This is a genomic window from Alteromonas sp. AO-Serp (assembly GCF_017849675.1).
GTDB classification, from domain to species: Bacteria; Pseudomonadota; Gammaproteobacteria; order Enterobacterales; family Alteromonadaceae; genus Alteromonas; species Alteromonas macleodii.
This window is the reverse complement of the sequence record NZ_JAFLMX010000336.1, coordinates 1-23,834: the sequence shown is the minus strand read 5'-3', so window position 1 is coordinate 23,834 and position 23,834 is coordinate 1. Positions and strand designations below refer to the sequence as shown.

The 23,834-nt window shown below is 43.1% G+C and carries 19 protein-coding genes and 1 tRNA gene; 11 read left to right on the top strand and 9 right to left on the bottom strand.

The window, feature by feature from the left end; all coding sequences use genetic code 11:
* Positions 1 to 64: 64 nt before the first annotated feature.
* Complete coding sequence (locus QVA83_RS21120; RefSeq protein ID WP_156078268.1) at positions 65 to 949, top strand: alpha/beta fold hydrolase; 885 nt, start codon at positions 65 to 67, stop codon at positions 947 to 949.
* Positions 950 to 1,043: 94 nt separating this feature from the next.
* On the opposite strand, the gene QVA83_RS21115 is transcribed toward QVA83_RS21120, so the two are convergent.
* The 4 genes from QVA83_RS21115 to QVA83_RS21100 all read right to left on the bottom strand — a co-directional run bounded on the left by QVA83_RS21115 (position 1,044) and on the right by QVA83_RS21100 (position 4,105).
* Positions 1,044 to 1,442, bottom strand: a complete 399-nt coding sequence (locus QVA83_RS21115) for a DUF3718 domain-containing protein (RefSeq protein ID WP_014949234.1) — start codon at positions 1,440 to 1,442, stop codon at positions 1,044 to 1,046.
* A 298-nt stretch (positions 1,443 to 1,740) separates the two neighbouring features.
* Positions 1,741 to 2,139: a DUF3718 domain-containing protein gene (locus tag QVA83_RS21110; protein ID WP_014949235.1), complete on the bottom strand. Its 399-nt coding sequence runs from the start codon at positions 2,137 to 2,139 to the stop codon at positions 1,741 to 1,743.
* Between the two features lie 332 nt (positions 2,140 to 2,471).
* Entirely contained in the window at positions 2,472 to 3,428 is a 957-nt protein-coding gene (locus QVA83_RS21105; RefSeq protein WP_014949236.1) for a sugar-binding transcriptional regulator, read from the bottom strand.
* Positions 3,425 to 4,105 (bottom strand): HAD family hydrolase, encoded by a 681-nt coding sequence (locus QVA83_RS21100; protein WP_014976337.1) that lies wholly within the window; start codon positions 4,103 to 4,105, stop codon positions 3,425 to 3,427. The genes QVA83_RS21105 and QVA83_RS21100 overlap by 4 nt, the downstream gene beginning before the upstream one ends.
* A gap of 440 nt (positions 4,106 to 4,545) precedes the next feature.
* On the opposite strand from QVA83_RS21100, the gene QVA83_RS21095 reads away from it, so the two are divergent.
* Positions 4,546 to 6,261 (top strand): purine-cytosine permease family protein, encoded by a 1,716-nt coding sequence (locus QVA83_RS21095; RefSeq protein WP_156078269.1) that lies wholly within the window; start codon positions 4,546 to 4,548, stop codon positions 6,259 to 6,261.
* Between the two features lie 10 nt (positions 6,262 to 6,271).
* A complete protein-coding gene (locus tag QVA83_RS21090) occupies positions 6,272 to 7,789 on the top strand; it encodes a mannitol dehydrogenase family protein (protein WP_156078270.1) in 1,518 nt (505 codons plus the stop codon).
* Positions 7,790 to 7,959: 170 nt separating this feature from the next.
* On the opposite strand, the gene QVA83_RS21085 is transcribed toward QVA83_RS21090, so the two are convergent.
* Entirely contained in the window at positions 7,960 to 8,352 is a 393-nt protein-coding gene (locus QVA83_RS21085; RefSeq protein WP_156078271.1) for a DUF3718 domain-containing protein, read from the bottom strand.
* Positions 8,353 to 8,689: 337 nt separating this feature from the next.
* On the opposite strand from QVA83_RS21085, the gene QVA83_RS21080 reads away from it, so the two are divergent.
* Complete coding sequence (locus QVA83_RS21080) at positions 8,690 to 9,142, top strand: Fur family transcriptional regulator (RefSeq protein WP_014949241.1); 453 nt, start codon at positions 8,690 to 8,692, stop codon at positions 9,140 to 9,142.
* Positions 9,143 to 9,182: 40 nt separating this feature from the next.
* On the top strand, positions 9,183 to 10,496 hold the full coding sequence (locus QVA83_RS21075; RefSeq protein WP_156078272.1) for a dihydroorotase: 1,314 nt from the start codon (positions 9,183 to 9,185) through the stop codon (positions 10,494 to 10,496).
* A 129-nt stretch (positions 10,497 to 10,625) separates the two neighbouring features.
* Here the strand turns inward: QVA83_RS21075 and QVA83_RS21070 are convergent, their stop codons facing one another.
* On the bottom strand, positions 10,626 to 11,645 hold the full coding sequence (locus QVA83_RS21070; protein ID WP_156078273.1) for a CobW family GTP-binding protein: 1,020 nt from the start codon (positions 11,643 to 11,645) through the stop codon (positions 10,626 to 10,628).
* Between the two features lie 203 nt (positions 11,646 to 11,848).
* Here QVA83_RS21070 and ydiJ point away from each other — a divergent pair, with 203 nt between their 5' ends.
* On the top strand, positions 11,849 to 14,893 hold the full coding sequence (gene ydiJ / locus QVA83_RS21065) for a D-2-hydroxyglutarate dehydrogenase YdiJ (protein ID WP_156078274.1): 3,045 nt from the start codon (positions 11,849 to 11,851) through the stop codon (positions 14,891 to 14,893).
* Positions 14,894 to 14,909: 16 nt separating this feature from the next.
* On the top strand, positions 14,910 to 16,778 hold the full coding sequence (locus QVA83_RS21060) for a CocE/NonD family hydrolase (protein WP_156078275.1): 1,869 nt from the start codon (positions 14,910 to 14,912) through the stop codon (positions 16,776 to 16,778).
* Between the two features lie 60 nt (positions 16,779 to 16,838).
* On the opposite strand, the gene QVA83_RS21055 is transcribed toward QVA83_RS21060, so the two are convergent.
* Positions 16,839 to 17,741, bottom strand: coding sequence for a LysR family transcriptional regulator (locus QVA83_RS21055; RefSeq protein WP_014949246.1), 903 nt, complete (start codon positions 17,739 to 17,741; stop codon positions 16,839 to 16,841).
* 231 nt (positions 17,742 to 17,972) lie between these two features.
* Between QVA83_RS21055 and QVA83_RS21050 the strand changes: the two genes are divergently transcribed.
* Positions 17,973 to 18,422, top strand: coding sequence for a MaoC family dehydratase (locus tag QVA83_RS21050; RefSeq protein ID WP_014949247.1), 450 nt, complete (start codon positions 17,973 to 17,975; stop codon positions 18,420 to 18,422).
* A 274-nt stretch (positions 18,423 to 18,696) separates the two neighbouring features.
* On the opposite strand, the gene QVA83_RS21045 is transcribed toward QVA83_RS21050, so the two are convergent.
* On the bottom strand, positions 18,697 to 18,861 hold the full coding sequence (locus tag QVA83_RS21045; RefSeq protein ID WP_014949248.1) for an entericidin A/B family lipoprotein: 165 nt from the start codon (positions 18,859 to 18,861) through the stop codon (positions 18,697 to 18,699).
* Positions 18,862 to 18,878: 17 nt separating this feature from the next.
* A complete protein-coding gene (locus QVA83_RS21040) occupies positions 18,879 to 19,865 on the bottom strand; it encodes a mechanosensitive ion channel family protein (RefSeq protein WP_014976346.1) in 987 nt (328 codons plus the stop codon).
* Positions 19,866 to 20,286: 421 nt separating this feature from the next.
* Here QVA83_RS21040 and QVA83_RS21035 point away from each other — a divergent pair, with 421 nt between their 5' ends.
* The 3 genes from QVA83_RS21035 to QVA83_RS21025 all read left to right on the top strand — a co-directional run bounded on the left by QVA83_RS21035 (position 20,287) and on the right by QVA83_RS21025 (position 23,763).
* The gene (locus QVA83_RS21035; protein ID WP_014976347.1) at positions 20,287 to 22,992 is read left to right on the top strand and encodes a TonB-dependent receptor; all 2,706 of its coding nucleotides are present in this window, start codon (positions 20,287 to 20,289) and stop codon (positions 22,990 to 22,992) included.
* Between the two features lie 190 nt (positions 22,993 to 23,182).
* Entirely contained in the window at positions 23,183 to 23,485 is a 303-nt protein-coding gene (locus QVA83_RS21030) for a 4a-hydroxytetrahydrobiopterin dehydratase (protein ID WP_014949251.1), read from the top strand.
* A gap of 203 nt (positions 23,486 to 23,688) precedes the next feature.
* Positions 23,689 to 23,763: transfer RNA gene (locus QVA83_RS21025), tRNA-Met, on the top strand.
* Positions 23,764 to 23,834 lie beyond the last annotated feature (71 nt).

Sequence of the window (23,834 nt, the reverse complement as noted above, 5' to 3'; positions counted from 1 at the left end):
ATTGGATACGTTATTTTGCTCGGCCTTTTTGTTTCTTAAAAACAACATAGAGGAAGTGAGCACAGTGGTTGTTTCAAAGTACGTGAATGTTGAGGGAGCCAGCCTTCATTATTTATCCCGAGAAGAAGAGAGCGCAGAGAACCCTCTGCTTATCATGTTTCATGGCTTCCCAGAAAATGCGCACACATGGGAAGCGTTAATGGCGATACTCCCCACATCACTTGACATCATTGCCCCAGATTTGCCCGGTTATCATTTATCGAGTCCACTACCCAGTGAAACGGACTACCAAGTTCCATCATTGATCAGTCGAATGGCCGCCTTCATCGAGAAAGTTCAAAAAGGCCGCAAGGTTATTTTGTTGGGACACGATTGGGGTGGGGCAATAGCGTGGCCCCTAGCAGCCTTTCACCAAACATTAATTAGCAAACTTATTATTGTTAATGCTGCTCATCCTTCTTGTTTTACACGGGCAATAAAGACCTCTTCTACGCAAAGAGCAAAAAGCCAGTATATCTCTGCGCTTATTGATAAGGGGGCAGAGCGGACCCTTACAAATACAAGCTTTACGTTATTGAAAAATATGTTAGGCAACGGCTTTTTTGAGAAAGAAACAAGCTATTCAAGGACTCTACTTAACGACTGGGGTAAACCTGAAACCCTCAGTGCGATGCTCAATTACTATCGGCAAATGCCTCAACAAGTGCCACAAAAGAATGTATCTGAGAAAGTGTTGGATGATATTCGTATACCTGAAATATTCATTCACTGCCCAACCCTGTTATTGTGGGGAGAGCAGGATGATGCGTTTGATCTAAGTATACTGGATAAAATCGAACACTATGTTCCATTGATAATTAAGCGGTTTAATCCGCACGCGTCGCACTGGTTACACAGGGAAAAACCTGAATGGGTACAAAAAGAAGTGATAAATTTTATAGGGGGCTAGAAAGGGGTGAGGCCCCTAAAAGGGGCCTCCAGTGCGGCGTCCTGCCGCTACCATGTTGAATCGTTACATCACATGGTGTGATTAATTAGTTATATTAGATTCTGCCGTTAAGCTCTGTTGAAATAGGAGAGCTTTGAAGTCCTTGTTCAGCAATCCACGCTTGAAGTGTCTTACCGTCTGACTCAGGCTCTGCTAAGTCTTTGCTTGGCATTTTCTTAACCAGTAGAGTACCTACTTCAACCGCATTGCTAGTAAGAGCAGTGCGAATTAGGCTTTGGCCGTTACAAGAAATGCCAGAGTAGTAATCGCGAAGCTTAAGTTTGTAGTCTGATTGAACGCTACGCATTTTCTTACGTAGTTCGCCCTTGTCATCTGCTTGAACAATTGTGCAAATGTTTGCAAGTGCTTCGTTGATGTCATTAGCCTGAGCTGCGTTAGAAAAAGCTAAAGTTGATGCTGCAATTACTAGAGAAGTTTTAACGATTTTCAACATGGTTAAATTCCTTCGGTTGTTGTTATTAAGATTGTGTTCGTTCGTTGAGATGCATTAAACCCGAATCTAACTATTTGAAAAACATGTTGTAAAATAACATGGTATGTCAAACCATACCTAAAGGGGGAGCTTGCGTTACGAGCTCACGCATACCGTAGCTTGATTACCTAAGTCACTGGGTTGAAGAACGTGAAAATTTAAAGAGACAGAAAGTAAAAAGGCCCCGTAGCGGGGCCTTTCATTGCAGCTGACGCTGCAACCATGTTGAATCGACTCACATGGCTATGTGAATTAGTGCTTAGATTCTATCGTTAAGCTCAGCAGAAATTGGCGAGCTCTGTAAGCCTTGCTCTGCTATCCACGCTTGAAGTGTTTTGCCGTCTGATTCGGGCTCAGAAAGGTCTTTGCTTGGCATTTTCTTAACAAGCAGTGTACCTACCTCAACTGCGTTGTTCGTTAAGGCCGTGCGGATAAGGCTTTGACCACCGCATGAAACACCTGAGTAATAATCACGTAACTTTAATTTGAAGTCAGACTGTACGCGACGCATCTTCTTACGCAATTCGCCTTTGTCGTCAGCCTGAACAATAGTACAGATGTTTGCTAGTGCCTCGTTTACGTCATTTGCTTGTGCTGCGTTTGAAAAAGCTAATGTTGATGCTGCGATGACTAGAGAAGTTTTAACGATTTTCAACATGGTTAAATTTCCTTCGTTATATTTGTTTAATTAATCGGTTTGTCTGTTCGGGATTAATTAAAAAACAATCAGGTCGAATGAAAAACATTCATTCAAATAACAAGGTATATCGAATAATACGTTAGACTAAAGATGTAAGAGGTATGAAATGCGCTGTAGCCTATAGTATTAAAGGGCGCAGGCAAACTAAGTTGAATTGCAATCGAAGGTCAATAAATAGCCAAATAAAGTGCAAAAAAACAACGTTAATGCTGTTTTTTTGCTTTTTGTTGAAGTTAATGCGTATTAACAATGTACGCAATAGGCATTGTATTAATAAGAAAAGAACGAAATTAAGAAGTAAGCAGTGCTGAGGCAGTACGTTCTGTCGTGATGAGCCCATTGAGCAATTTCGATCGCAGAGCGCCTCTTATAGCGTGCAGTTTGTTGTCGCCCGCTGCAACACCCACTACAGGCTTTTCTGGCGTTGCTTTCAACTTAAAGCTCGTTACTCTCTCGTTAATATCGCAACTAATCAGCGCACCTTCTTCATTAAAGATCCAGCTTATGATTTCGCCACTTGCACCAGATTCAGCGAGGGTTGCTAATTGATCATCGTCGATAAATCCGTCTTTATACAATGGAGACACACTGCCTAAGTTACCAATGCCTACGAAGCTAATATCCGCTTGTTCGGCAAGCGTGTGAATTCTAGATATGTGTTGTTGCTGTTGCCAAATTTCCCGTTCTAGTTTACTAGATGCTATTACAGGGATAGGCATAGGATAATGCTGTGCTTTAACTCTGTCGGCGACGTGAACAGCCACGTCATAACGCGTCGCCTCTCCGTTATCAGCAATATTACCAACAAGGGAAACAATTTTATGCTGAGGGCAGTGAAGTATTGACAATTCATCAGCACAGGCACGCAGTACACGGCCAGTGCCAAACGCGATGGTTTGTGGAGCGTCGAATTTTAAAGCTCTTTCTATTGCTGCTGCACCCGCTTGACCAAGGCCAAGCGTTGAATTGGGATCGTCATCAACACTGGGCACGACTTCACAGAAAGTTAATCCGAATTTTTTCTTTATGCCTTGCGCTAATTCCATACATCTAGCAATCGGGTGTTCTAAGCGCACTTTCACAAGACCTTCCGACATGGATAACGCCACTAAGCGTTGTGCGCTTTGGCGTGATGTTTTGAGCGTTTTAGCTATCTCATCTTGCGTCTTACCACCAACATAGTACATCCATCCTGCTCTGGCGGCCTCGTCGAGTTTATTGAGTTCGTTTTGTGCTTTCTTACTCATTTAATTTTTCTCATGTCAAAAATGTCAGGGATTCGAGAGTAAAACTCGTCCCATGAATTAATGGTGTTGTCCGATGTCACAATACAATTCTGTAGATGTGCGCCACCTGTATAGTGGAAGTAGCGCATGTCCGCGGCTTTAGCGGCGGCAATCCCAGGCTGAGAGTCTTCAATAACTAGGCAGTTTGTAGGAGCAACGTTGAGAGCATTTGCCGCATATAAAAATAAATCTGGTGCTGGCTTGCCTTTATTAACGAGTGCTCGCGTGAAAATGCGGTCTTCAAAATAGGAAATAAGCCCTGTACTGGTTAACGCCTTTGTTGTTCTTTCAGGTGAACTGCTTGTGGCGACACAAAATGGAATACCTAATGAGTTAAGTGCAGAAAGTACAGAGGTGATACCGGTAGTCTTTTGTAAATGGCACTCGAAGCTGTCGAACAGTAATCCATGGAATTTGTTTTTCATGGACGTGGTAAGTGTGAGCGCAAAGTCATCTTTTAACTTACCCTGAACGTGCTCCATGCTCTTGCCAAGAAAATGCTCTATAAAATATTGTTTCGATAATGCAATATCGAAACTAGACAGAAGTGCTTGCCACGCCTGCATCGATAGCACTTCACTGTCAATCAGTACGCCATCACAATCAAAAATCACCAGTTCCACGTTGTGTGCCTGCAAGAGTCACCTTCCTTTAACTATTAACATTTAACCAACGTCCCCTTGCCAATTCCGTATTCGTACACCAAAGGTCAACAGGCCCCAATTATATGAACATTTGCCTAAGTGTAAGGTAATTGATGGCTTTTGTTCTACCTTAACAGGCAGTTCTTGAGTCCTATGACTAAATACGCGGCTTTCGGCCTCAAATTTCGACTCTAAAATTTCTTCATAGTATCAATTAGATAGATTGTATCGCGTTTATTTTGATTGGTTAATTGTGCATTTTTATTGTGTTAATTAAATAAACAAGCCTCCGTTTATTTTGTTAATGGCTGTTTACAAAGTAGAGGGTATATGCAAATATTTACAAAAATTGAGATATATCCCAATGTCTGGGCAAATGCTCTTGATGTATTTTGAAACCAGTGGGAAATACACCTACAACACGAGATTTGAAGATGAAGTCGACGTCTAGTGATATTGATATTTCACAAGTTAGTGACGAGCAACTCCCCGTCGCTAAACATAAACTGAAAGGATGGAAGCATTTCATGGGCTTGTACGCCGGTGAACATGTGGCGGCAACTGAATTCGTATTTGGTGCAACCTTTGTTGCGCTAGGCGCCACCATGACCGACATTCTGTTGGGTTTATTAATTGGTAATCTACTTGCTGTCCTAAGCTGGACACTTATCACTACGCCTATCGCTGTAGATACCCGTTTGAGCTTGTACTCGTATCTTCAGAAAATAGCTGGCGACTCTATGACCAAGCTCTATAACTGGGCGAATGTCATCATATTTACAGTGATATCGGCCGCTATGATTACGGTGTCGGCAACCGCTGTGCGTTTTGCATTGAATATTCCGGCGCAGTTAAATTGGTATCCGACTAATTTAGCTTTTGTTGCCGTCGTGCTTGCAGTCGGTGTGATAGTTGTCTTTGTCGCTATGTATGGCTTTAACGCCGTTTCCAATTTTTCTCGTATTTGTGCGCCTTGGTTGTTCACCATGTTCATTTGCGGTCCACTTATTCTAATGCCTGCACTCGCTGAATCTGTAATTGGGCAAACGTTTCTTACATCGTGGAATGACTTTATTCATATCGGTAGTACATCGGTGTGGACGGGCTTCACCCAAAGTGGTGAGCCTGGTATTGGTTTATTAGAAGTGATTGGCTTTTCGTGGGCAGCGAACACGATAACGCATTTCGGCCTTATTGATATGGCGTTACTGCGTTTTGCCAAGCGTAAACGTTACGGTTTATGTACGTCGGCGGGGATGTTATTTGGTCATTATATAGCATGGATTTCAGCCGGCATTATGGGCGCAGGAACAGCGGTTATTGTTCAAAAGTCCATTGGTGAATTAGACCCGGGCGATGTGGCTTTCAATGCATTAGGTCTTTCTGGACTCGTTATAGTTATCGTTGCAGGCTGGACTACAGCAAACGCGAATCTCTATCGCGCTGGACTTGCCGCGCAAGCTATTTTTAAAGATAAATCGCGTACTACAACGACCGCGGTCGTCGGTATGGTCACCGTTGCAATTGCGTGTTTTCCGTTCGTGTTTACTAAATTACTGCCACTGTTAACGTATGCTGGATTACTTGTTGTTCCTGTGGGAGCAATTGTGTTCGCAGAGCACATGATTTTTCCGCGTATTGGATTCACACGTTATTGGGCACATTATCAAAGCCTTACTCACAGCACACCAGCGGTAGCGAGTTGGGGTTTGGGGCTTGTGTTTGGCTTTGGTTTAAATGTATTAGACGTCATGTCTTTTTACTATCTATTCATACCCACGTGGTTCTTCACTATAGCTGTCTATACAGCACTGGCCGCCAAGTATGGCGCAAAACGAGCTTATCCTGAGCAAGAAGCACAAGTAGATGCTTTCAATGCACGTGTTGAAGCTCATCAGCAGCAAGAAGCGGCGTTAGAAAACGAACACGTTGAAGACGTTACTGCCGTATCTAAATTACTGCGTCTTACTTCGCTAGCGAGTTTGTTGGTGTCCATAGCATTGGCAATCAAAACTTTTTCTCTTAGTGACACGGTTGCCGCTTACGAATTGAACCGAGACTTATTCTTTAATGTTGGGTTCGCGTGCACCGTTATCTATTTCGTTACTGCGTATTGGGCGATGCGTCGCCACAAAGCGTTACAAAGCTAATAAGGTTCTTATGCAATCTCAAACGTCTATTTTATTGAACAGAGCGAACTTATCGTCGTTGCCAAATGACATAAGGCGTCCAGCTTATGATGTGGAGAACGTTCAAACGGGTATTGTTCACATTGGTGTAGGTGGTTTTCATCGGGCACATGAAGCCATGTATGTAGACAGATTAATGGCAAAAACCGGCGATCTATCGTGGGGCATTTGTGGTGTGGGTCTTCGCGAGAACGACCGTGCAATGAAAAAAGTGTTCGACGAACAAGATAACTTATATACCTTGGTTGAAAAGCACAATGATGGTTCCCGCAGTGCATCAGTTATCGGTGCAATGACGGGGTTTTTGATGGCGCCGGACGATCCTCAAGCAGTCATTGATAAAATGGCTGAGCCCGAAGTACGCATCGTATCGTTAACCATTACCGAAGGTGGCTATAATTTTGATGCTTCCTCAGGGGAATTTATTACCACTAACCCTGATGTCATTCACGATATCGAAAACCCCAAAACGCCTAAACTGGTTTTCGGCTATTTAGTTGCCGCGCTTAAAAAACGCAAAGAAAATAACGTTAGGCCTTTTACCGTTATGTCCTGTGACAATATTCAACACAATGGCCATGTGTTAAAGAAAATGCTGCTTGCGTATATTGAACTGTTTGACCAAGCGTTTGCTAGTTGGGTTGACGAAAACGTGAGTTTCCCTAATTCAATGGTAGACAGAATAACGCCTGCAACCACAAATGAAGATATCGCAACGTTAAGGGCTCAGGGCGTAGAAGATGCTTGGCCTGTAGTGTGTGAGCCTTTTGACCAGTGGGTTATTGAAGATGACTTTTGCAATACCAAGCCGTGTTTAGATTTAGTCGGCGCGCAGTTTGTAAGCGATGTGGCACCGTACGAAAAGCTTAAGCTTCGTATGCTTAATGCGGGCCATTCAGTACTTGGGTTGGTTGGTTCTGTAGCAGGGCTTGAAACTATCCATGAAAGTGTTGAAGCGAAACAGTTAAAGCGTCTTCTATCAATCTTTATGGAACAAGAGGTTATGCCAACACTCGACCCAGTAGAGGGGATTGACGTGTATGAATACAGAGATACGCTGCTATCTCGTTTCTCCAACCCTTTCATTAAAGATACGCTAGCGCGAATTTGCCTTGAAAGTTCGGCTAAGCTTCCGGTGTTTTTATTTCCCACCGTACGAGATAATTTGGCGGCCAACAGAGACACCGATATAAGTGCTTTAGTTGTTGCTTGCTGGGCCTTCTATTCAGACAGGCATGCCTCTCAAGACGGGAAGTCACTTGAAATCAACGATGTGTTAGCTGATAAGTTACACAACGCGGCTAGTAATAACCAAATAGACAGCCTTAGTTTTTTAATGCTAGAAGAAGTATTTGGTAAGCTGGTTGATGAAGCGCGTTTTACCGCTAGTTTCCAGGGCTTTGTAGAGCGCTTGTATCAACAAGAGCCGGTGTTGCTGATTAGCGAAAAGGTAGCAAACAATAAACTCGAGCTTGCCAGAGCTTGTTAGATTGTATTGGTAATCTGCATTAGTACGAAGGGGAGTAGGGAATACTCTCCTTTTTTATGCATTGAATTTTATAGACTGATACAAAAGAAAAAAGCGACCCGAGGGTCGCTTTCTAAAGTGCAGATTTCTCTGCAACCATGTTGAACTGGTTCACATGGTGTGAAACTGTTTTATAGGCGGTCGTTGATAACCGCAGCAATTGGGTTATTTTGCAGACCGTTTTCCGCAACCCAAGCTTGAAGTGTTTTTCCGTCAGCTTCAGGTGCTTCTAAATCACTTTTTGGCATTTTCTTAACAAGTAACTCGCCAGCTTCTAAAGCATTGTTTAGCAGTGCTGTACGAATTAGGCTGTTACCGCCACAGCTAATTGCTGAGTAGTAGTCTTTAAGTTTCATACGGTAGTCTGATTCGACTGAACGCATTTTCTTACGTAGTTCGCCTTTATCGTCCGCTTGAACGATAGTGCAAATATTCGCTAGTGCTTCGTTAACATCAGCCTGTGCTACGCCCGACACACCTAATGTCGCTGCGATAACAAGAGAAGTTTTAACAATTTTCAACATGGTTAATTCCTCAAGTACTTCTATAGATTGTTTGTTTGTTCGGGAGGATTAAACGACAAAAATGAAATCTTGAAAACGTTCTAAGCGATACTTAGGTATGTGGTTTCATAAGTATAGTAAGGTAATTGAATTAAGCCTCTGTCGTTCGCATCGAGGCTTGAACCACTCTTTTACAAAAACAATTCTTTAGTGCCTTTTTGTGGTGCAGGGCTGACAATAATCACTTGAAAGTGATATGTTATAATGTAACACTTAAGGTGCGTAATTAATCGCTTTGGGTTGTGAACGCCATGCCATTTAATGTCACAGGAAATCGTCATTTTGACGCTAGGGTTATATGAATCGACGGTTTGTAAATTTACTTGCGGTAGCAAAGGATAAATGCGACTCGGACGGTTTGCGCTTAACAGAAAAACGCAAAAGAGTATTGAACTTATTAATAGATGCCCAAGCTCCGCTTTCCGCTTACGAGATAAAGGATATGTTCACTACGAGGTATTCTGAAGATGTAAAGCCTATGACGATATATCGCGCACTAGAGTTTCTCACTGAGACTGATTTAGTACACAAACTGAATTTGAACAACAAGTTTGTCGCGTGTTCTCAAGCAAAATGTTGCGAGCATCACGGGTACTCACAGTTTTTAATTTGTGTTCAATGTGGCTCTGTTGAAGAAGTTGCGATAGACCCAATCATATCTGAAAATCTTGTTAAGCAAGCTAAAAATCTAGGGTGCGATATTGTAACGCCACACCTTGAAGTGGCGTGTATCTGCAAGCACTGCAAGTAATGCAGCGCTACTTTTTTAATCTACTCATATCTTTAGTGTCATGAAACTAATTATAAATAATGCCTCTACCTCGTCACGGTTATTAGGCAAAAATGAAGATGAAATAACGTCTGTTTCACTATTAATTGATGGCGGAAAAATAGCTGCTCTTTCGGAAACCCCCATCACTATAAAGTCGGTAAAGACCATAGATGCGAAAGCCTTGTTTTTATCGCCTGGCCTTCTTGATCCCCAAGTACATTTCAGGGAACCGGGGATGGAATACAAAGAAGACATAGAATCGGGTAGTAAAGCCGCGGTTAAAGGTGGGTTTACAGCAGTAGTTTCAATGCCTAATACAACGCCTACAGCTGATAATGCAGATACTGTACGTTTCATGGTAGAAACAGCAGCTAAAAAAGGCTTGTGTAAAGTCTACCCAACGGGCGCGCTTTCAAAGGGATTAGAAGGAAAGTCCATGACTGACTTCAGCGCCTTAACAAGCGCTGGTGCAGTGGCAATTACCGACGACGGTAAAGGCGTTCAAAACAATGCGTTATTTAAGCAAGCTCTCGTTAGTGCTAAGCACCTAGGGGTTCCAGTTCTCGATCACAGTGAAGACGAGACTTTATCAAATGGGGGAGCAATACATGAAGGCGAAATTTCAAAAAAATTCAATGTGAAGGGTATAAAGTCAGCCTCTGAATCTGTGCACGTCGAACGTGGTTGTGACTATAGTTTGGAAACCGGTGGTCATTATCACGTATTGCATGTTTCCACATCGGCTTCTATTGAAGCGGTAAAGCAAGCAAAAGAACGTGGCGCCAACGTTACTGTAGAAGTTTCTCCTCATCACTTGTTGTTATGTGACGAAGATATCGCCATAAAATCTGATGGGACTTTAGATGCGAATTGGAAAATGAATCCACCACTTCGTTCTAGAGAAGATATGCTGGCGTGTCAAAATGCCCTTGTTGAGGGTGTAATAGACGCTATAGCAACGGATCATGCACCTCACTCACCTGAGGAAAAAAAGCAACCTATTGAACAGGCACCGTTTGGGATTATTGGTCTTGAAACTGCGTTTCCTCTGATCTTCACCCATTTCGTAAAAACCGAAAAGCTAACGCTTGGTCGTGCCATCGATTTAATGAGTAAAAATGCAGGTGACATTTTCGGCATACGCTGTGGAAGAATTAAACAAGGCGAAGTGGCAGATCTTGTGCTGTTCGACTTAAATAACGCGTTTACGGTAACGCCATCCTTTTTCGCCTCTAAGTCTCAGAACTCGCCATTTATAGGAGAAACGCTGTATGGAGAAACGCATACAACCATAGTTGCGGGCAACATTGTGTATTCACGGGGTAATATTTAGACAAATACACCACCTCTAATTTCAATAACACTGCGGCGGCGCTTCTCTCTTTGGTGCCGCGTGATAGCCTCGCGCTGTTGCTGCGTCAAATGTTATAAAAAGACTGCCTTGATGCTAAAAATTATTGCACTAGTAAACCGAAAGACACTTTGTGAGCTCTTCATCCCATATAGGGTTAAGTTCAATAGCGATAATTTCAATTTTAGTTTCACTACACTCACTTAATTCGGCTTCGGTAACCTCGTTGTCAACAACGTTATAGCTAAAGACACCGTCACTTGTTATGACAACTGCTTTAAGCCTTTCAACGTTAAGGTTGTGCATCCATTTTAGTAGTGCAATGCGGTCAAACTCCCTGGAAGGTGAGAAACGCCACCCGACAGCTTTAAAACCTTCGCCTTTATTCTCTACTCTCAATACACCTGAGTCAGGAAAAGGCTGTTCATTTATTGATGGCGTAGTGGTAGTTTTGTGGTCGTGCAATTTTTGTGCTTTGATATGAGTAAGTGCACTTGAGCTTCCCTTTAATACGCTAATTGGGAACTCTCCCTTTTCGCACAGTAAGACGGGCGTGTTTGGCTTGGTACGTTGGACGACATAGGTCTCCAATGCTTCGGCATCTGAATGAGTGTAAAGGTCTTGTTTGTTCCCCACAATAACGTCAGCAATGGCGATTTGCTGATTGAAGGTATCATGAGAGGTATAGCGAGGATCAGCGAGCTTTCTTGCGTCAACCAAAGTTACCGTTTTTTGTATGTCGAGAACGTCTTGATAATGCTCGGCAGCTAGTGTTTGTAGTACTTCTATAGGATGCCCCAAACCAGTCGGCTCAATAAGCAAACGGTTTGGTTTAGATTCGGCCAACAGCTGATTAAGAGCAATCTGCATTGGCAGCCCCGCGGCACAGCACATACACCCACCCGGCACTTCTCTAATAAATACTCGCTTTTCATTGCTAGCATTATTGTTAGGTGCTTTATTTCGCGAGCCGTTTACCAATGAGCCATCGATACCAATCTCACCAAACTCATTGATTAGTATTGCCCAGCGTTCATTTGCAGGTTTTTGTTTTAATAAATGTAATAGCGAGGATGTTTTACCCACACCCAAAAAGCCAGTAATGATGTTAGTAGGTACAGCTTTTATCATTGTGAATGTCTTCGTTGAAAGTCATATGAAAATATCAAAACTCTCACACAAGGCTATCATAGCAGGGAGTACATCCCTATGAATTAATCATGATATGTTATATTATAACATTTAGGCGGGGTGTTCACCGCGATATACGCTTAAGGTAAGAAAATTTCGCAGTAACAAAATCTCCCTCATTTTTAACATAGGAAAATCAACAAGTGACTCTTCCCGCGTTGACGGTCGAATCCAATCTAGCCGCACAATATAAAGCATTTGTAGAGCGCCTAAAGATGAGTGACTTCACCGGTGATATCGAAACGGCCTATAGTGCTCGCATCGCGCATGCTACTGACAACTCAGTCTATTACAAAGTCCCGCAGGCCATTATCTACCCAAAATCTACTGAAGATTGTCAGTGTATAGGTAAATTAGGCAGCCACTTCCCAGATGTCGCATTCTCTGCCCGTGGTGGTGGCACTGGTACTAATGGGCAGAGTTTAACCGATGGTATCGTTGTCGATATCCGTCGTTATCTAAATGAGATCATTGAACTGAACCTGGAAGAAGGGTGGGTTAGGGTTCAAGCGGGTATAGTCAAAGATTCACTCAACGACGCATTGCGCCCGCACGGCCTGTTCTTTTCCCCTGATCTATCAACCAGCAATCGCGCTACGCTTGGCGGTATGATAAGCACTGATGCGTCGGGGCAGGGGTCATTAGTGTATGGTAAAACCAGCGACCACGTCATCGGACTAAAAGCAGTGCTTGCGAATGGCGAGATAATTGAAACCGCAAAAATTTCGCGGGATGAAGCTTTACTTAAAGCAAGTGGCTGTACGTCAGAAGCCGCAATTTATCAACAAGCAATGCGTACCTGTATTCAACATCGAGAGGGCATTTTAAAAACATTTCCCCGCTTAAACCGCTTTTTGACGGGGTACGATTTAGAACACGTAGTTGACGGTGATAACATTGACATTGGTAGGCTAATCACAGGTGCAGAGGGCTCACTTGCGTTTGTTACGGAAGCGACGTTAACACTTGATAAAATAGCGCCACTGAAAGCGCTTGTTAACATATCCTACCGTTCATTTGACGCGGCGCTTCGACATGCGCCAGTGTTGGTAAAAGCCAAAGCAACCAGTGTTGAAACCATCGATAGCACGGTACTTAACTTTGCGAAAACCGACATTGTGTGGCATTCCATTCATCATTTAATAGCAGATGTTCCAGATAACGAGTTGTTGGGTTTAAATCTTGTAGAGTTCAACGCCGATTCTGCAGAAGAAATGAAAGTTCATATTGAACAGTTAGAAGTGGCAATTACACAAGAGATAGGACGAGATGGCAGCAGTATAACAGGCTATAGCGTCACCTATGACAAGCCCGATATTCAGCGCATCTATGCTATGCGGAAAAAAGCCGTTGGGCTGCTTGGTAAGGTAAAGGGCAATCAAAAGCCCATTGCATTTGCCGAAGATACCGCTGTCCCGCCGGAAAACTTGGCCGACTTCATTGGTGAGTTTCGAGCATTATTAGACAGCCATAATTTAAAATATGGCATGTTCGGTCACGTTGATGCTGGTGTTTTGCACGTGAGGCCGGCACTAGATTTATCAGAACCACAGCAAGAAGCACTGATGCATACGCTTTCTGATGAGGTAGTGGCACTTGTTGCTAAGTATGGTGGATTGATGTGGGGAGAGCATGGCAAGGGATTTCGAAGTGAATACGGCCCCGCATTTTTTGGCGAAACACTGTTCAATGAAATGCGCAAGATCAAAGCCGTATTTGACCCCCATAACCAGATGAACCCCGGCAAAATCTGCACACCGATAGAGAGTGATGATAAATTAGTCTCGGTGAAAGATATTAAAAGAGCAGGGATTGAGCGGGTTATTCCCGTCAGCATAAAACAAGATGTGTTTCCTGCTTTTGAATGTAACGGCAATGGACTGTGTTTCAACTACGAGCCTACATCACCTATGTGCCCGTCTAGCAAGGTTACCCACGATAGGCGGCACACACCGAAAGGGCGCGCAAGCATGCTAAGAGAGTGGACGCGGCTACTATCGCTTAGTACCAAATTCGGCACTACATTAGAAAGTGAAGGGTTGTCGTATAAGCAGTTCAAAAGTAACTTTCTATCTCGGTTTAAGAACTCCATTTTAAGTAACAAGCCAGACTTTTCACACGAAGTCAAAGAGGTCATGGATGGGTGTTTGGCGTGCAAATCATGTACACATCAATGCCCGGTGAATATTGATGTGCCGCACTTCAGGTCAATATTTTTGTCTATTTACTATCGACGGTATTTGCGACCTTTAAAAGATATGCTGGTTGCTAATATAGAAACGATTGCTCCATTGAGCGCGCGTGCGCCTAAAGTTCATAATGCCCTAATAGAGCTAAAATGGGTGAAGCGCTTCTTGGAGAAGCAAGTAGGGTATAAAGATGCTCCTCAGCTTTCTTATCCAACGTTAACTAGCCGAGTAAAAGCACAAACAGTGCCGTTTGATTTACAACGCCTTTCCCAAATGAATACAGAAGAGCGAAAAAATTATATCGCTGTCGTTCAAGATCCCTTTACCAGTTATTACGATGCGGCTAGCGTCGAGAAGCTGATAAGTGTGATCTATAAGCTTGGCTTTAAACCCATGGTAGTGCCGTATACGCCCAATGGAAAACCTGCTCACGTAAAAGGCTTTCTGGATAAGTTCGAAAAACAAGCGATAAAGACCGCTAACTTACTCAATCAACTCCATGCACTAGACATAACTATGGTAGGCACTGATGCGTCGCTAGTGTTGTGTTACAGAGATGAATACAAGAAGTATTTGCGTGATAAAAGAGGTAACTTCTTTGTGCATACTATCGATGAATGGCTGGATTTGGTTTTAACTGAAAAGCACATAGTAAAGGCGATGATTAAAAAGCGATTCAGTTTGCTTGCACACTGTAGTGAAAAAACGGCTATGCCGGCGCTGACAACCCGCTGGCAAAGCATTTTTGAGAAACTTGGTGCTAATTTAACAGTGCAGCCCTCAGGATGTTGCGGTATGGCTGGAGCCTATGGTCACGAAGCTTCACATTATAAAAATTCAAAAGCGCTTTACGAATTAAGTTGGTCAGGTGTGTTCAAGCAATGTAGCACACAGCATGAAGTGCTTGTAAGCGGCTTTTCATGTCGAAGCCAAGTTGCAAGGTTTGAAGGTAAAAAGCCACGTCACCCTATCGCGGTGGTAAATGAATTAATCCAATAACAAAAAAGGACAGAAAATGAAGGTGGTAATGCGCAGCGTTATGCTGGTGGTACTTTTGTTAACAACAACGTATGCATTCAGTGAACAAAGTGAAACCGATGCTAGGGAAGCCTATATAATGGCAAACTACACGAAATACGAATACCAAATTCCAATGCGTGATGGCGTAAAACTGTTTACGTCAGTCTATGTGCCAAACGATAGAACAGACACTTACCCTTTTATGATGCAGCGTACGCCTTATCGCGTTGCTCCTTATGGTGTTAGTAAGTACAAAAAGCGCTTGGGACCGAGCGAAGCTTTCGAAAAGGAAGGTTTTATATTCGTATTCCAAGATGTGCGCGGCAAATTCATGTCTGAAGGAGATTTTGTCAATATGCGTCCTCAAGACGCTTATAAGCGCGGTAAAGATGCCACGGATGATGCTACTGATACCTATGACACTATTGAGTGGCTTGTAAAAAATGTTGAAGGCAATAACGGAAAAGTGGGGATGTGGGGCACATCGTATCCTGGCTATTACACGTCAGTCGCCTCTATAAATAGCCACCCCGCGCTAAAGGCTATTTCTCCACAAGCTCCAATTGCAGATTGGTTTTTTGATGACTTCCATCGAAATGGGGCGTTTGTGACCCCTATGGCGTTTATATTTTTCGACACGTTTGATAAGCAGCGTGATGGTACGTTTGCTTATTGGCCTGAAGGAATGAAGTCAGAAACACCAGATGGCTATCAATTTTTTAAAAATTTAGGGCCGCTTTCCAATGTCAACGACAAGTACTTTCACGGTGAACGACCATTTTGGAATGAAGTTATTCAACACCCTAATTATGACGACTATTGGAAGTCACGAGATGTATTGCAACATTTATCTAAGACAAAGCCTGCGACGCTGGTTGTCGGCGGTTGGTACGACACCGAAGACTTATACGGCCCGCTTTACACCTACCAAACCATGTCACATAACAACAAAAAGGATCATGTAAAGCTGGTGATGGGTCCTTGGTATCACGGTCAATGGCAGAGTGAAAAAGGTGGAACGGAACTCGGCGAAGCGCATTTCGGATTTGACACCAGCGCTTGGTTTCAAAAAGACGTGTTATTGCCGTTCTTCAAGCAACACTTGAAAGGGGCCAATGATGCAAACATTGCCACTGCAACTATGTTTGAAACGGGGAGTAATCGTTGGCGTCACTTTGATGTCTGGCCACCCAAAGATACATCTCAAAAAACGTTGTTCTTAGCAGGAAAGGAAAAGCTGGTTGAAAATGCAAATAACACCGGAAGCAGCGAATATGTGAGCGATCCGAACAAACCCGTTCCACACTCTGCAAAAATTAGCCGCGGGTGGGATAGACCCTATATGGTCGAAGATCAGAGGTTTGCAGCGAGAAGGCCTGATGTGCTGGTATTCGAAACAGAAATACTAGAAAACGACCTCACTATCGCTGGCGCCATAGACCTAAATTTGTGGTTTTCAACAAACAAATCTGCTGCCGATGTAGTCGTAAAACTGGTCGATGTTTTTCCGTCTGTAGATGACAATGTCAATAAGGCGGATATGGAGAAAGGTAATCGCTATGAGTTGGTGCGTTGGGGCGTGTTACGCGGTCGTTTTAGAGAAAGTATGAGTAAGCCCAAAGCGTTTTTTCCTAATCAGCCCACGGAAATTGGCTTTGAACTTTACGATGTATTACATACATTCAAACGAGGACATAAGCTACAAATTCAAATACAAAGTAGCATGTTTCCGTTTCTTGATTTAAACCCGCAGAATTATGTTGAAAACATTTTTAACGCTAAAGAGAGCGATTTCACCAGAGCATTCCACACGATTTATCACAATGATGAGCATCAGAGTTCGATAAGCTTCAACGTGCTGTAAGTTTAATTTACTCAAAAGTAAAAAAAGCCCTGTTTAAACAGGGCTTTTGCTTTGTCTATGTTAGTGAGGTTTATAGTTGCTCGCTACTTCCATTATTTGTTCACGCATCCACATATGAGCGTGATCATGGTCGGCGCTTACATGCCAATAAAGGAAATACTCTACAGGCGGTAAATCAAAAGGAACCTCGTACAACGCTAGATCGTAATGTTTAGCAAGGTGATACGGCAGGCACGCGATTAGGTCTGTCTTTACTATCGTACTTGGTACGGTTAAAAAATGTTGACCTCGCATAACTTCCTTGCGTCTTTTGCCCATTTTATCTAACGCAATATCTATTGGGCCCACACCAGACTTACGCTGTGACACATTAATATGGCCTAATCGTAGAAAGGTATCTAAGTTAAGCCCGTTTTTGAGCGCGGGGTGATTTTTACGCGCTAACACAACAAGTCTGTCTTGGGCGATTTTTTCTTTACACAAATGAGGGTCTGTAAATGTCGATGCATCTGAGTAAAAGTCCAACGTGCCCGATGCCATCGCCGAAACAACTTGGCTTCTAGGAATCTCGTAATTGGTTAACCCAATATTTGGCGCCAAATTCTGCAAACGTGAAATGAGACGAGGCATAATGCTTACTTCAAGCAAATCACGGCTGGCAAAGTTAAAGGACTTCTCGGCTGTGAGAGGGTCGAATGTATGACTTTCTTGCACGCTTCTGCGTAGTAAGGCTAAGGCTTGTCGAGCTGGAACAATAATATTTTGCGCCACGGGGGTAGGCGTCATACTGTGGCCGGTACGAACGAACAGCGGGTCGTTAAGCATTTCTCTTAGCCTTGCTAAAGAGTTACTTACCGCTGGTTGAGTAATGCATAAGACATCTGCTGCCTTGGTTAAGCTTCCTGCCGTGTAAATGGCGTCGAATACTGCAAAAAGGTTCAAATCGATTCTATTGAGATTCATAACTAATCCTTTAAGAGCGAGTGCCCTGAAAAAAGCCAATAGATGAAGAGGCGCTTGTTTGTATCACGGTGCGTTTAATAGAAAACTGTGATCCAATGCTACATAGCATCTACGAATTATTTACGTTAGTGTAACAAGAATATTTATAAATACCTATTATTAAAAGTTAATTGAAACATTCAAGGTAATAATAGTAGTTTTATCGTCAATAAATGGAGATTGGACTGAAAAATGAGAACACTTTTAGACTTAGCAGTGGGAGATACCCTTGAACAACCTGAATGGCTGACGGTTACGCAGGATATGATCAATCAGTTTGCAGACGCTACCGGCGATCACCAGTGGATACATTTAGATGCTGCGCGCTGTGAAAAAGAAAGTCCCTTTAAAACAACAATTGCTCACGGCTTCTTGACTGCCAGTCTCATGCCTAAAGCATTCGCTGAGGTAATCGCGCCAGACGAACGTATCGCGTCTATGATCAATTATGGCATTGATAAGTTACGTTTTCTTGAACCAGTAAAAAGTAATGATGCCGTTAAATACCGATTCAAACTTGTCGAAATCACTGAAAAGGCGCAAGGGAAGCTTTATAAAGTAGAGGCAAGTTGCTTACTTAAATCGAATGGGAACCCAGCGCTGATAGGTGGCTTTCTCATGCTCGCGGTGCTTAAGCCTTGATAGATTGCTGTTTTACGCAGTAAAAGTGGCTGTACAGACTAGTACGGCATATTGCCAAATGCGTATGACGATGCGTGTGCTACGTCGTTGTCTAGTTGATATGTCGCACCGTGTATTGCAAAAACATGGTGCCACAAAATAAAAAAGCCTGAGATGCTGGCGTTTGTTGACCTTTGATATATAGCAAAGGTCAACAGGGCCTAGTTTAGCGATCGTCAGGCTTTTACCTACACAGTCCTACTTTATCGGCAAGACCTATGTCGACAGAAACGAGTTAGTTAGACGCTTCTTCGGCACCTTCTTCAATGGCTTCTCCAGCACTTTGAATATCTTTACCGGCCCCTTCAACTGTTGCACAACCGCCTAAACTCCCAAAACTGGCTGCGAGTATAAGTACTAAAAAAGCGTGTTTAAGTGTTTTTGAATTTAACATTTCCATTTGCATCTCCGTTAGTTTCATTCTTCTGCGGGTTGCTCAGGGTTATCACCCGCTTTCACATCAGACTGCTCAGTTGATGAATTTGTATTACCTTTACTTGAACTTCTCTCATCCTGCTTTTTAAGCATGCTATTAAGCTTATCTCCCCCTTTAGCATTGAAATCCAATGTTCTGATAGGGAAAGGAATAAGAATATCGTTTTCTTCTAATACCGTTTTTACTGTACTGATCGCGTCGTGGCGTACGACCATAAATCCTGGCTCTCCTGGATATCGAATCCAAAACCACAGTAATAGGTTGATACTTGAATCGCCAAAAGACTCTGCGTAAACCGCGGTCTCTTCTTTTTTGATGACATAATCTTTTTCATTCATAGCATCCGTAATAACTTTGGCGGCTTCTTCTATATCATCAGCATAAGAAATGCCGACAGGGATCTCTATTCTTCGATAACCAAGATATGAATAATTGGTCAATATATTTCGGAAAAGAATCTTGTTGGGTATAACTTCAAGTTGACCATAAAAGGTTTCAACTAAGGTGTTTCTAAGGTTTATTTCCTTTACGTTACCAAATACACCTTCTGCCTCAATGACGTCACCAATTTCAAAGGGTTTTCGAATTCCCATGGCTACACCGGCAATGAAGTTTTCCGTCATATCCTGAAACGCAAAACCAATGGCCAACCCGACGATACCTGCGCCTGCAAGTAAAGAGGTGACAGTACCTTTAAGGCCAACAAAGTCTAGCGCAATGAAAATTCCCGCTATTAAAACGATAGATTTGATTATGGAGGTGAGGAGGCTTGCAATTTGTCGAGACTCAAACGTTCTGCGCATAATCTTGCCAGCAACGTTGCCGATCACTTTGGCGATAATGCCAAAGGCTATCGCAATAAAAAATGCGACTACAATGTTAGGAAGAAGCGTAATGCCACCTTCTACCCAAGACTCTAGCTTTTCGCTGAGTAATTTATAAACCTCATCTATTTTTGGAAACTCCATAGACCTCGTGCACCTTCATATAAAGTGTTCCTGATGTTTCAAGAATCATTCCTTTCAAAATAATCTTGTAACGCATTGAAAATTGGAGGGTATGCCTGGTTTTTGAGGTGCGCGATCCATCAAGCGTAATGAATAAATTTCCCATATTGGGAAACATATTCTCAATTGGGATATGGCTAAATTCAGTGGAGAGGCTTCAATTTATCCTAAAGGATATCTGGTCAGACCATGTGTAAAATTAATGTAAACATATTATTCACAATAAATTTACAAAGGTGAAATTCAAGCATAGTATCAATTGCGTAGGTCAATATTTGTTCATGGCCTCAGACAATAACAACACGAAATCGAACAGCCTGTCGCTAGCGGAAAGTGTGGGTAGTAATGCCGGTAGTGATAAGCCCAGATTTGGAATCACACTATGAAATTTAAAACGCGTAAGACAGCAGTGGCGGCAATGGTCGGTACTGCTTTATTTTGCTCTCCTTATATCGCATCAGCCCAAGAAGCAGACGTTGAAAGTGAGCAAGAAGCTAAGAAAGACGTAGAACTCATTTTGGTTACCGGTAGTTTTGTTCGCCGTAGCGAAAACTTCGAATCTCCTTCTCCACTAGCCGTGGTAGATAGCGTGGCTATCGACGCGATTGGCGCAAAGAATATTGCGGATATTACACAAACACTCACTATTAACACGGGTGCTGAAAACAACCCAGATGCTTTTACGCAAAACGCAACAGCGGGTACGTCGAATATTAACCTTCGTGGTTTAGGCGTAGCGTCTACTCTGGTTTTACTTAACAACAAGCGTCAGGTCGTTACAGCGCAACCAACGAACGAAGGCTTGAACTTCGTCGATACCAGTTCTCTTGTACCGATGATAGCCATTGATCGTATGGAAGTGGTTAAAGATGGTGCGTCGGCTCTGTATGGTTCTGATGCCGTTGCAGGTGTCGTTAACTTTATCACCAAACGCAATTATGACGGAGCAATGGTAAGCCTTGACTATCAAGATGGTGCGCATGGCGACAACAAAGAATACATTTTACAAGGTTTATGGGGCGCAACCGGAGATAACGGAAGCGTACTAGCGGCGATAAGCTATACCAACCGTTCGCCGCTTTTTCTCAGCGATAGACGACTAAGTCGTCCCCAAGACGATACAAGTGCTCTGGGTAACCCAGGCTCTTTCTTCTTAAACATTCCAGGTGCAGGGGCACTGCCCATTATCGACCCGTACGGATGTGAGGAGTTTGGTGGTGCACCCAATTTACTTGCGCCAAGTGGTACAGTGCCAGGTTTAGAAATTGGTTTTTGTGGTTTTGATTTCGGTAAATTTTATTCATATGTTGCCGATGAGAGCCGAACAAATGCTTATGTGCGTGCAGACTACGAGTTCGATAACGATATTACATGGTCGGCTGAATTCAGTTTAGCGAGAAACCGTGCTGAACGTGGTGGAGCACCGAGCTTCCCAATTTTAACCTCTCCAATTGTTCCGGATTATCATCCGCAGAATCCATTTGGTCAGCCTGTCGCTTTCTTCGGCCGCGCTGAAGGTAACGGCTTCCCTGGTGACCCAGCGAATACCGAATCAGATACCTTTCGCTTTAGCACCAGTTTACAAGGTGTGACAGACACTGGGTTCTGGGAAGTAAGCTATACACGTGCGGTTAACGATTTTGTATTTAGGGTTCCTGACGTACTAAATACCGAGTTTCAGCTTGCGCTATACGGTCTAGGTGGCTCTAATTGTGACCCTATCGCTGGAACGCCAGGGGTAGGGGATTGCGAATTCTTCAACCCATTTGCAACGTCTTACACAACGGCGCCTAACTCTGATTACGTGGTTAGCTCCTTTACGGGAACCGAAGTGATCGACTCTAAAGCGGATCTCGAAGTTTTCGAAGCGTTTACATCGTTTGATGTGTTCGAAATGGGCGGTGGCTTTGCGGCGTTAGCATTGGGTGTTCAATATCGTGAAAACCAGCTTAGCCAAGATTACGATGACCTTGCTAACCAAGACAGTTTCACATTCGTTATCGGCAACCCTGATATTGATGGTAGCCAGGATGTATGGGCAGCGTTCGGTGAACTTGCATTACCAATAAATGACGAATTAGATGTTCAGCTAGCGGTTCGTTATGAAGATTACGGCGGTACCATTGGAAGTACGGTGGATCCAAAGTTAGCGATTTCGTGGCGTGCGACTGATGAGTTTTCACTTCGCGGCTCGATATCTACGTCGTTTAGAGCGCCAACAGTGTTCTTAGCACAAGGTGGCGCAACGTCGTTGCAACAGCTTATTGACCCCGTTCAAGGTGCTACGGCATTTGTAGCTGTTAGAACATCGGGTAATGAAGAGCTAAAACCTGAAGAGTCGACAGCCTATAATATTGGCTTCTCATACGAGCCTTTCAGAGACTTTTCTGTTGAAGTTGATTATTGGAATTTCGAGTTTGAAGACTTGATCATTCAAGAGAACGCGCAGGCGGTACTAAATGATGATCCGACTAACCCAGACCGCGTCATCCGTGCTGGAGATCCGCTGACTGGACCTGTTCTTCAAGTAAATAACACGTATGTTAACGCGAGTTCTTTGGAAACATCGGGTCTTGATTTTGTAACTAGTTATAAAATAGAGACAGACTTCGGTAACTTTACACCTACGTTGAATGCGACCTACATCACTAAGTATGACTTGATGGACCCACAGGCAGGGAACATTGATGGTGCAGGACGCCGTAACTTCAATAACATTGGTGTGTCTTCTCCTGAATTGCGCGCGAACTTGGGACTGGCTTGGCAAAACGATATCCATGCAGCCAATATCTTCCTTCGCTACATCTCATCATATGATGATGATCAAAATTGCGCGGACGGTACTGCAAACGTGGGTGGTTGTTCAGGTGGCTTTTACGAAGTGGATAGTCACTTGACGGTAGATGCTCAATACAACATCGACTTAGGCGGCTTATATGATACAGAACAAAGTTATGTGTTGACGTTAGGCGCAATTAACATGTTCGACGAAGAGCCTCCACAGCTATTCACTAACAGCGGGTTTGACTCTAAGGTTCACGATCCACGAGGTCGTCAAATCTATGCGCGCTTAGCTATCGAGTTCTAATCTGTTAATAAGGTAGAAGTATAGCCACCCTTTGACTATAAAAGTTGAAGGGTGGCTTTTTTGTAAACCTTAGCCTCCACTCCTCTTTGTGATTTTGTCTCCAGTCTCTTCTAATGTTAAACCAATCGATTAAAGTATCTCGTAGTAGGTAAGACTTTTACGTAATCATCAGTGATTGAAGGAGATAAGAATGGCGACGAAGCTGTCTGATAATGAAATTAACGAAAAATTGAAAGCGCTCAATGAACTGGTTTCCGATGACACACCATGGGAGCAAAGTGGAGACACTATCAAAAAGACGTTTATGTTTAAGAGCTTTATCCGAGCTTTTGGGTGGATGTCTCAAATTGCGATTTGGGCGGAAAAGCTAAAACATCATCCGGAGTGGTTCAATGTTTATAATAAAGTAGAGGTAACATTGACTACGCACGACGCTGGTGGGCTAACAGAATTAGATTTTTCGTTGGCTGAAAAAATGGAAAAATTTAAATAGCTTGAATCAACGTGTGTAAATAGGAGCTAAAAATCGGTTAATTCGTATTAACTTTGTTCATGTTGGTCAATTAAACCGCTAACAGTCAGAAAAATGAAATATTTCGCATGCTGGTACTTGTGTTGCGAAAGTCCCTATGTATAATACGCACCACGTTGAAGCGAGGCATTAAATGAAGCGCTTACAACAATAATTTTCTGGCGCGGGATGGAGCAGTCTGGTAGCTCGTCGGGCTCATAACCCGAAGGTCGTAGGTTCAAATCCTGCTCCCTAAACCACACAACATATCCAGAATTTAAAAGCATTTCAAAGGAAAGCTATACCGTACAAGCGCGGGATGGAGCAGTCT

What these genes read in the sequence shown, in the direction of transcription:
- QVA83_RS21050 (WP_014949247.1), top strand. Translation starts at nt 17,973, where the DNA reads ATGAGAACACTTTTAGACTTAGCAGTGGGAGATACCCTTGAACAACCT.
- QVA83_RS21075 (WP_156078272.1), top strand. Translation starts at nt 9,183, where the DNA reads ATGAAACTAATTATAAATAATGCCTCTACCTCGTCACGGTTATTAGGC.
- QVA83_RS21030 (WP_014949251.1), top strand. Translation starts at nt 23,183, where the DNA reads ATGGCGACGAAGCTGTCTGATAATGAAATTAACGAAAAATTGAAAGCG.
- QVA83_RS21040 (WP_014976346.1), bottom strand. Translation starts at nt 19,865, where the DNA reads ATGGAGTTTCCAAAAATAGATGAGGTTTATAAATTACTCAGCGAAAAG.
- QVA83_RS21095 (WP_156078269.1), top strand. Translation starts at nt 4,546, where the DNA reads ATGAAGTCGACGTCTAGTGATATTGATATTTCACAAGTTAGTGACGAG.
- QVA83_RS21090 (WP_156078270.1), top strand. Translation starts at nt 6,272, where the DNA reads ATGCAATCTCAAACGTCTATTTTATTGAACAGAGCGAACTTATCGTCG.
- QVA83_RS21060 (WP_156078275.1), top strand. Translation starts at nt 14,910, where the DNA reads ATGAAGGTGGTAATGCGCAGCGTTATGCTGGTGGTACTTTTGTTAACA.
- QVA83_RS21035 (WP_014976347.1), top strand. Translation starts at nt 20,287, where the DNA reads ATGAAATTTAAAACGCGTAAGACAGCAGTGGCGGCAATGGTCGGTACT.
- QVA83_RS21110 (WP_014949235.1), bottom strand. Translation starts at nt 2,139, where the DNA reads ATGTTGAAAATCGTTAAAACTTCTCTAGTCATCGCAGCATCAACATTA.
- QVA83_RS21080 (WP_014949241.1), top strand. Translation starts at nt 8,690, where the DNA reads ATGAATCGACGGTTTGTAAATTTACTTGCGGTAGCAAAGGATAAATGC.
- QVA83_RS21045 (WP_014949248.1), bottom strand. Translation starts at nt 18,861, where the DNA reads ATGGAAATGTTAAATTCAAAAACACTTAAACACGCTTTTTTAGTACTT.
- QVA83_RS21085 (WP_156078271.1), bottom strand. Translation starts at nt 8,352, where the DNA reads ATGTTGAAAATTGTTAAAACTTCTCTTGTTATCGCAGCGACATTAGGT.
- QVA83_RS21070 (WP_156078273.1), bottom strand. Translation starts at nt 11,645, where the DNA reads ATGATAAAAGCTGTACCTACTAACATCATTACTGGCTTTTTGGGTGTG.
- QVA83_RS21115 (WP_014949234.1), bottom strand. Translation starts at nt 1,442, where the DNA reads ATGTTGAAAATCGTTAAAACTTCTCTAGTAATTGCAGCATCAACTTTA.
- QVA83_RS21055 (WP_014949246.1), bottom strand. Translation starts at nt 17,741, where the DNA reads ATGAATCTCAATAGAATCGATTTGAACCTTTTTGCAGTATTCGACGCC.
- QVA83_RS21105 (WP_014949236.1), bottom strand. Translation starts at nt 3,428, where the DNA reads ATGAGTAAGAAAGCACAAAACGAACTCAATAAACTCGACGAGGCCGCC.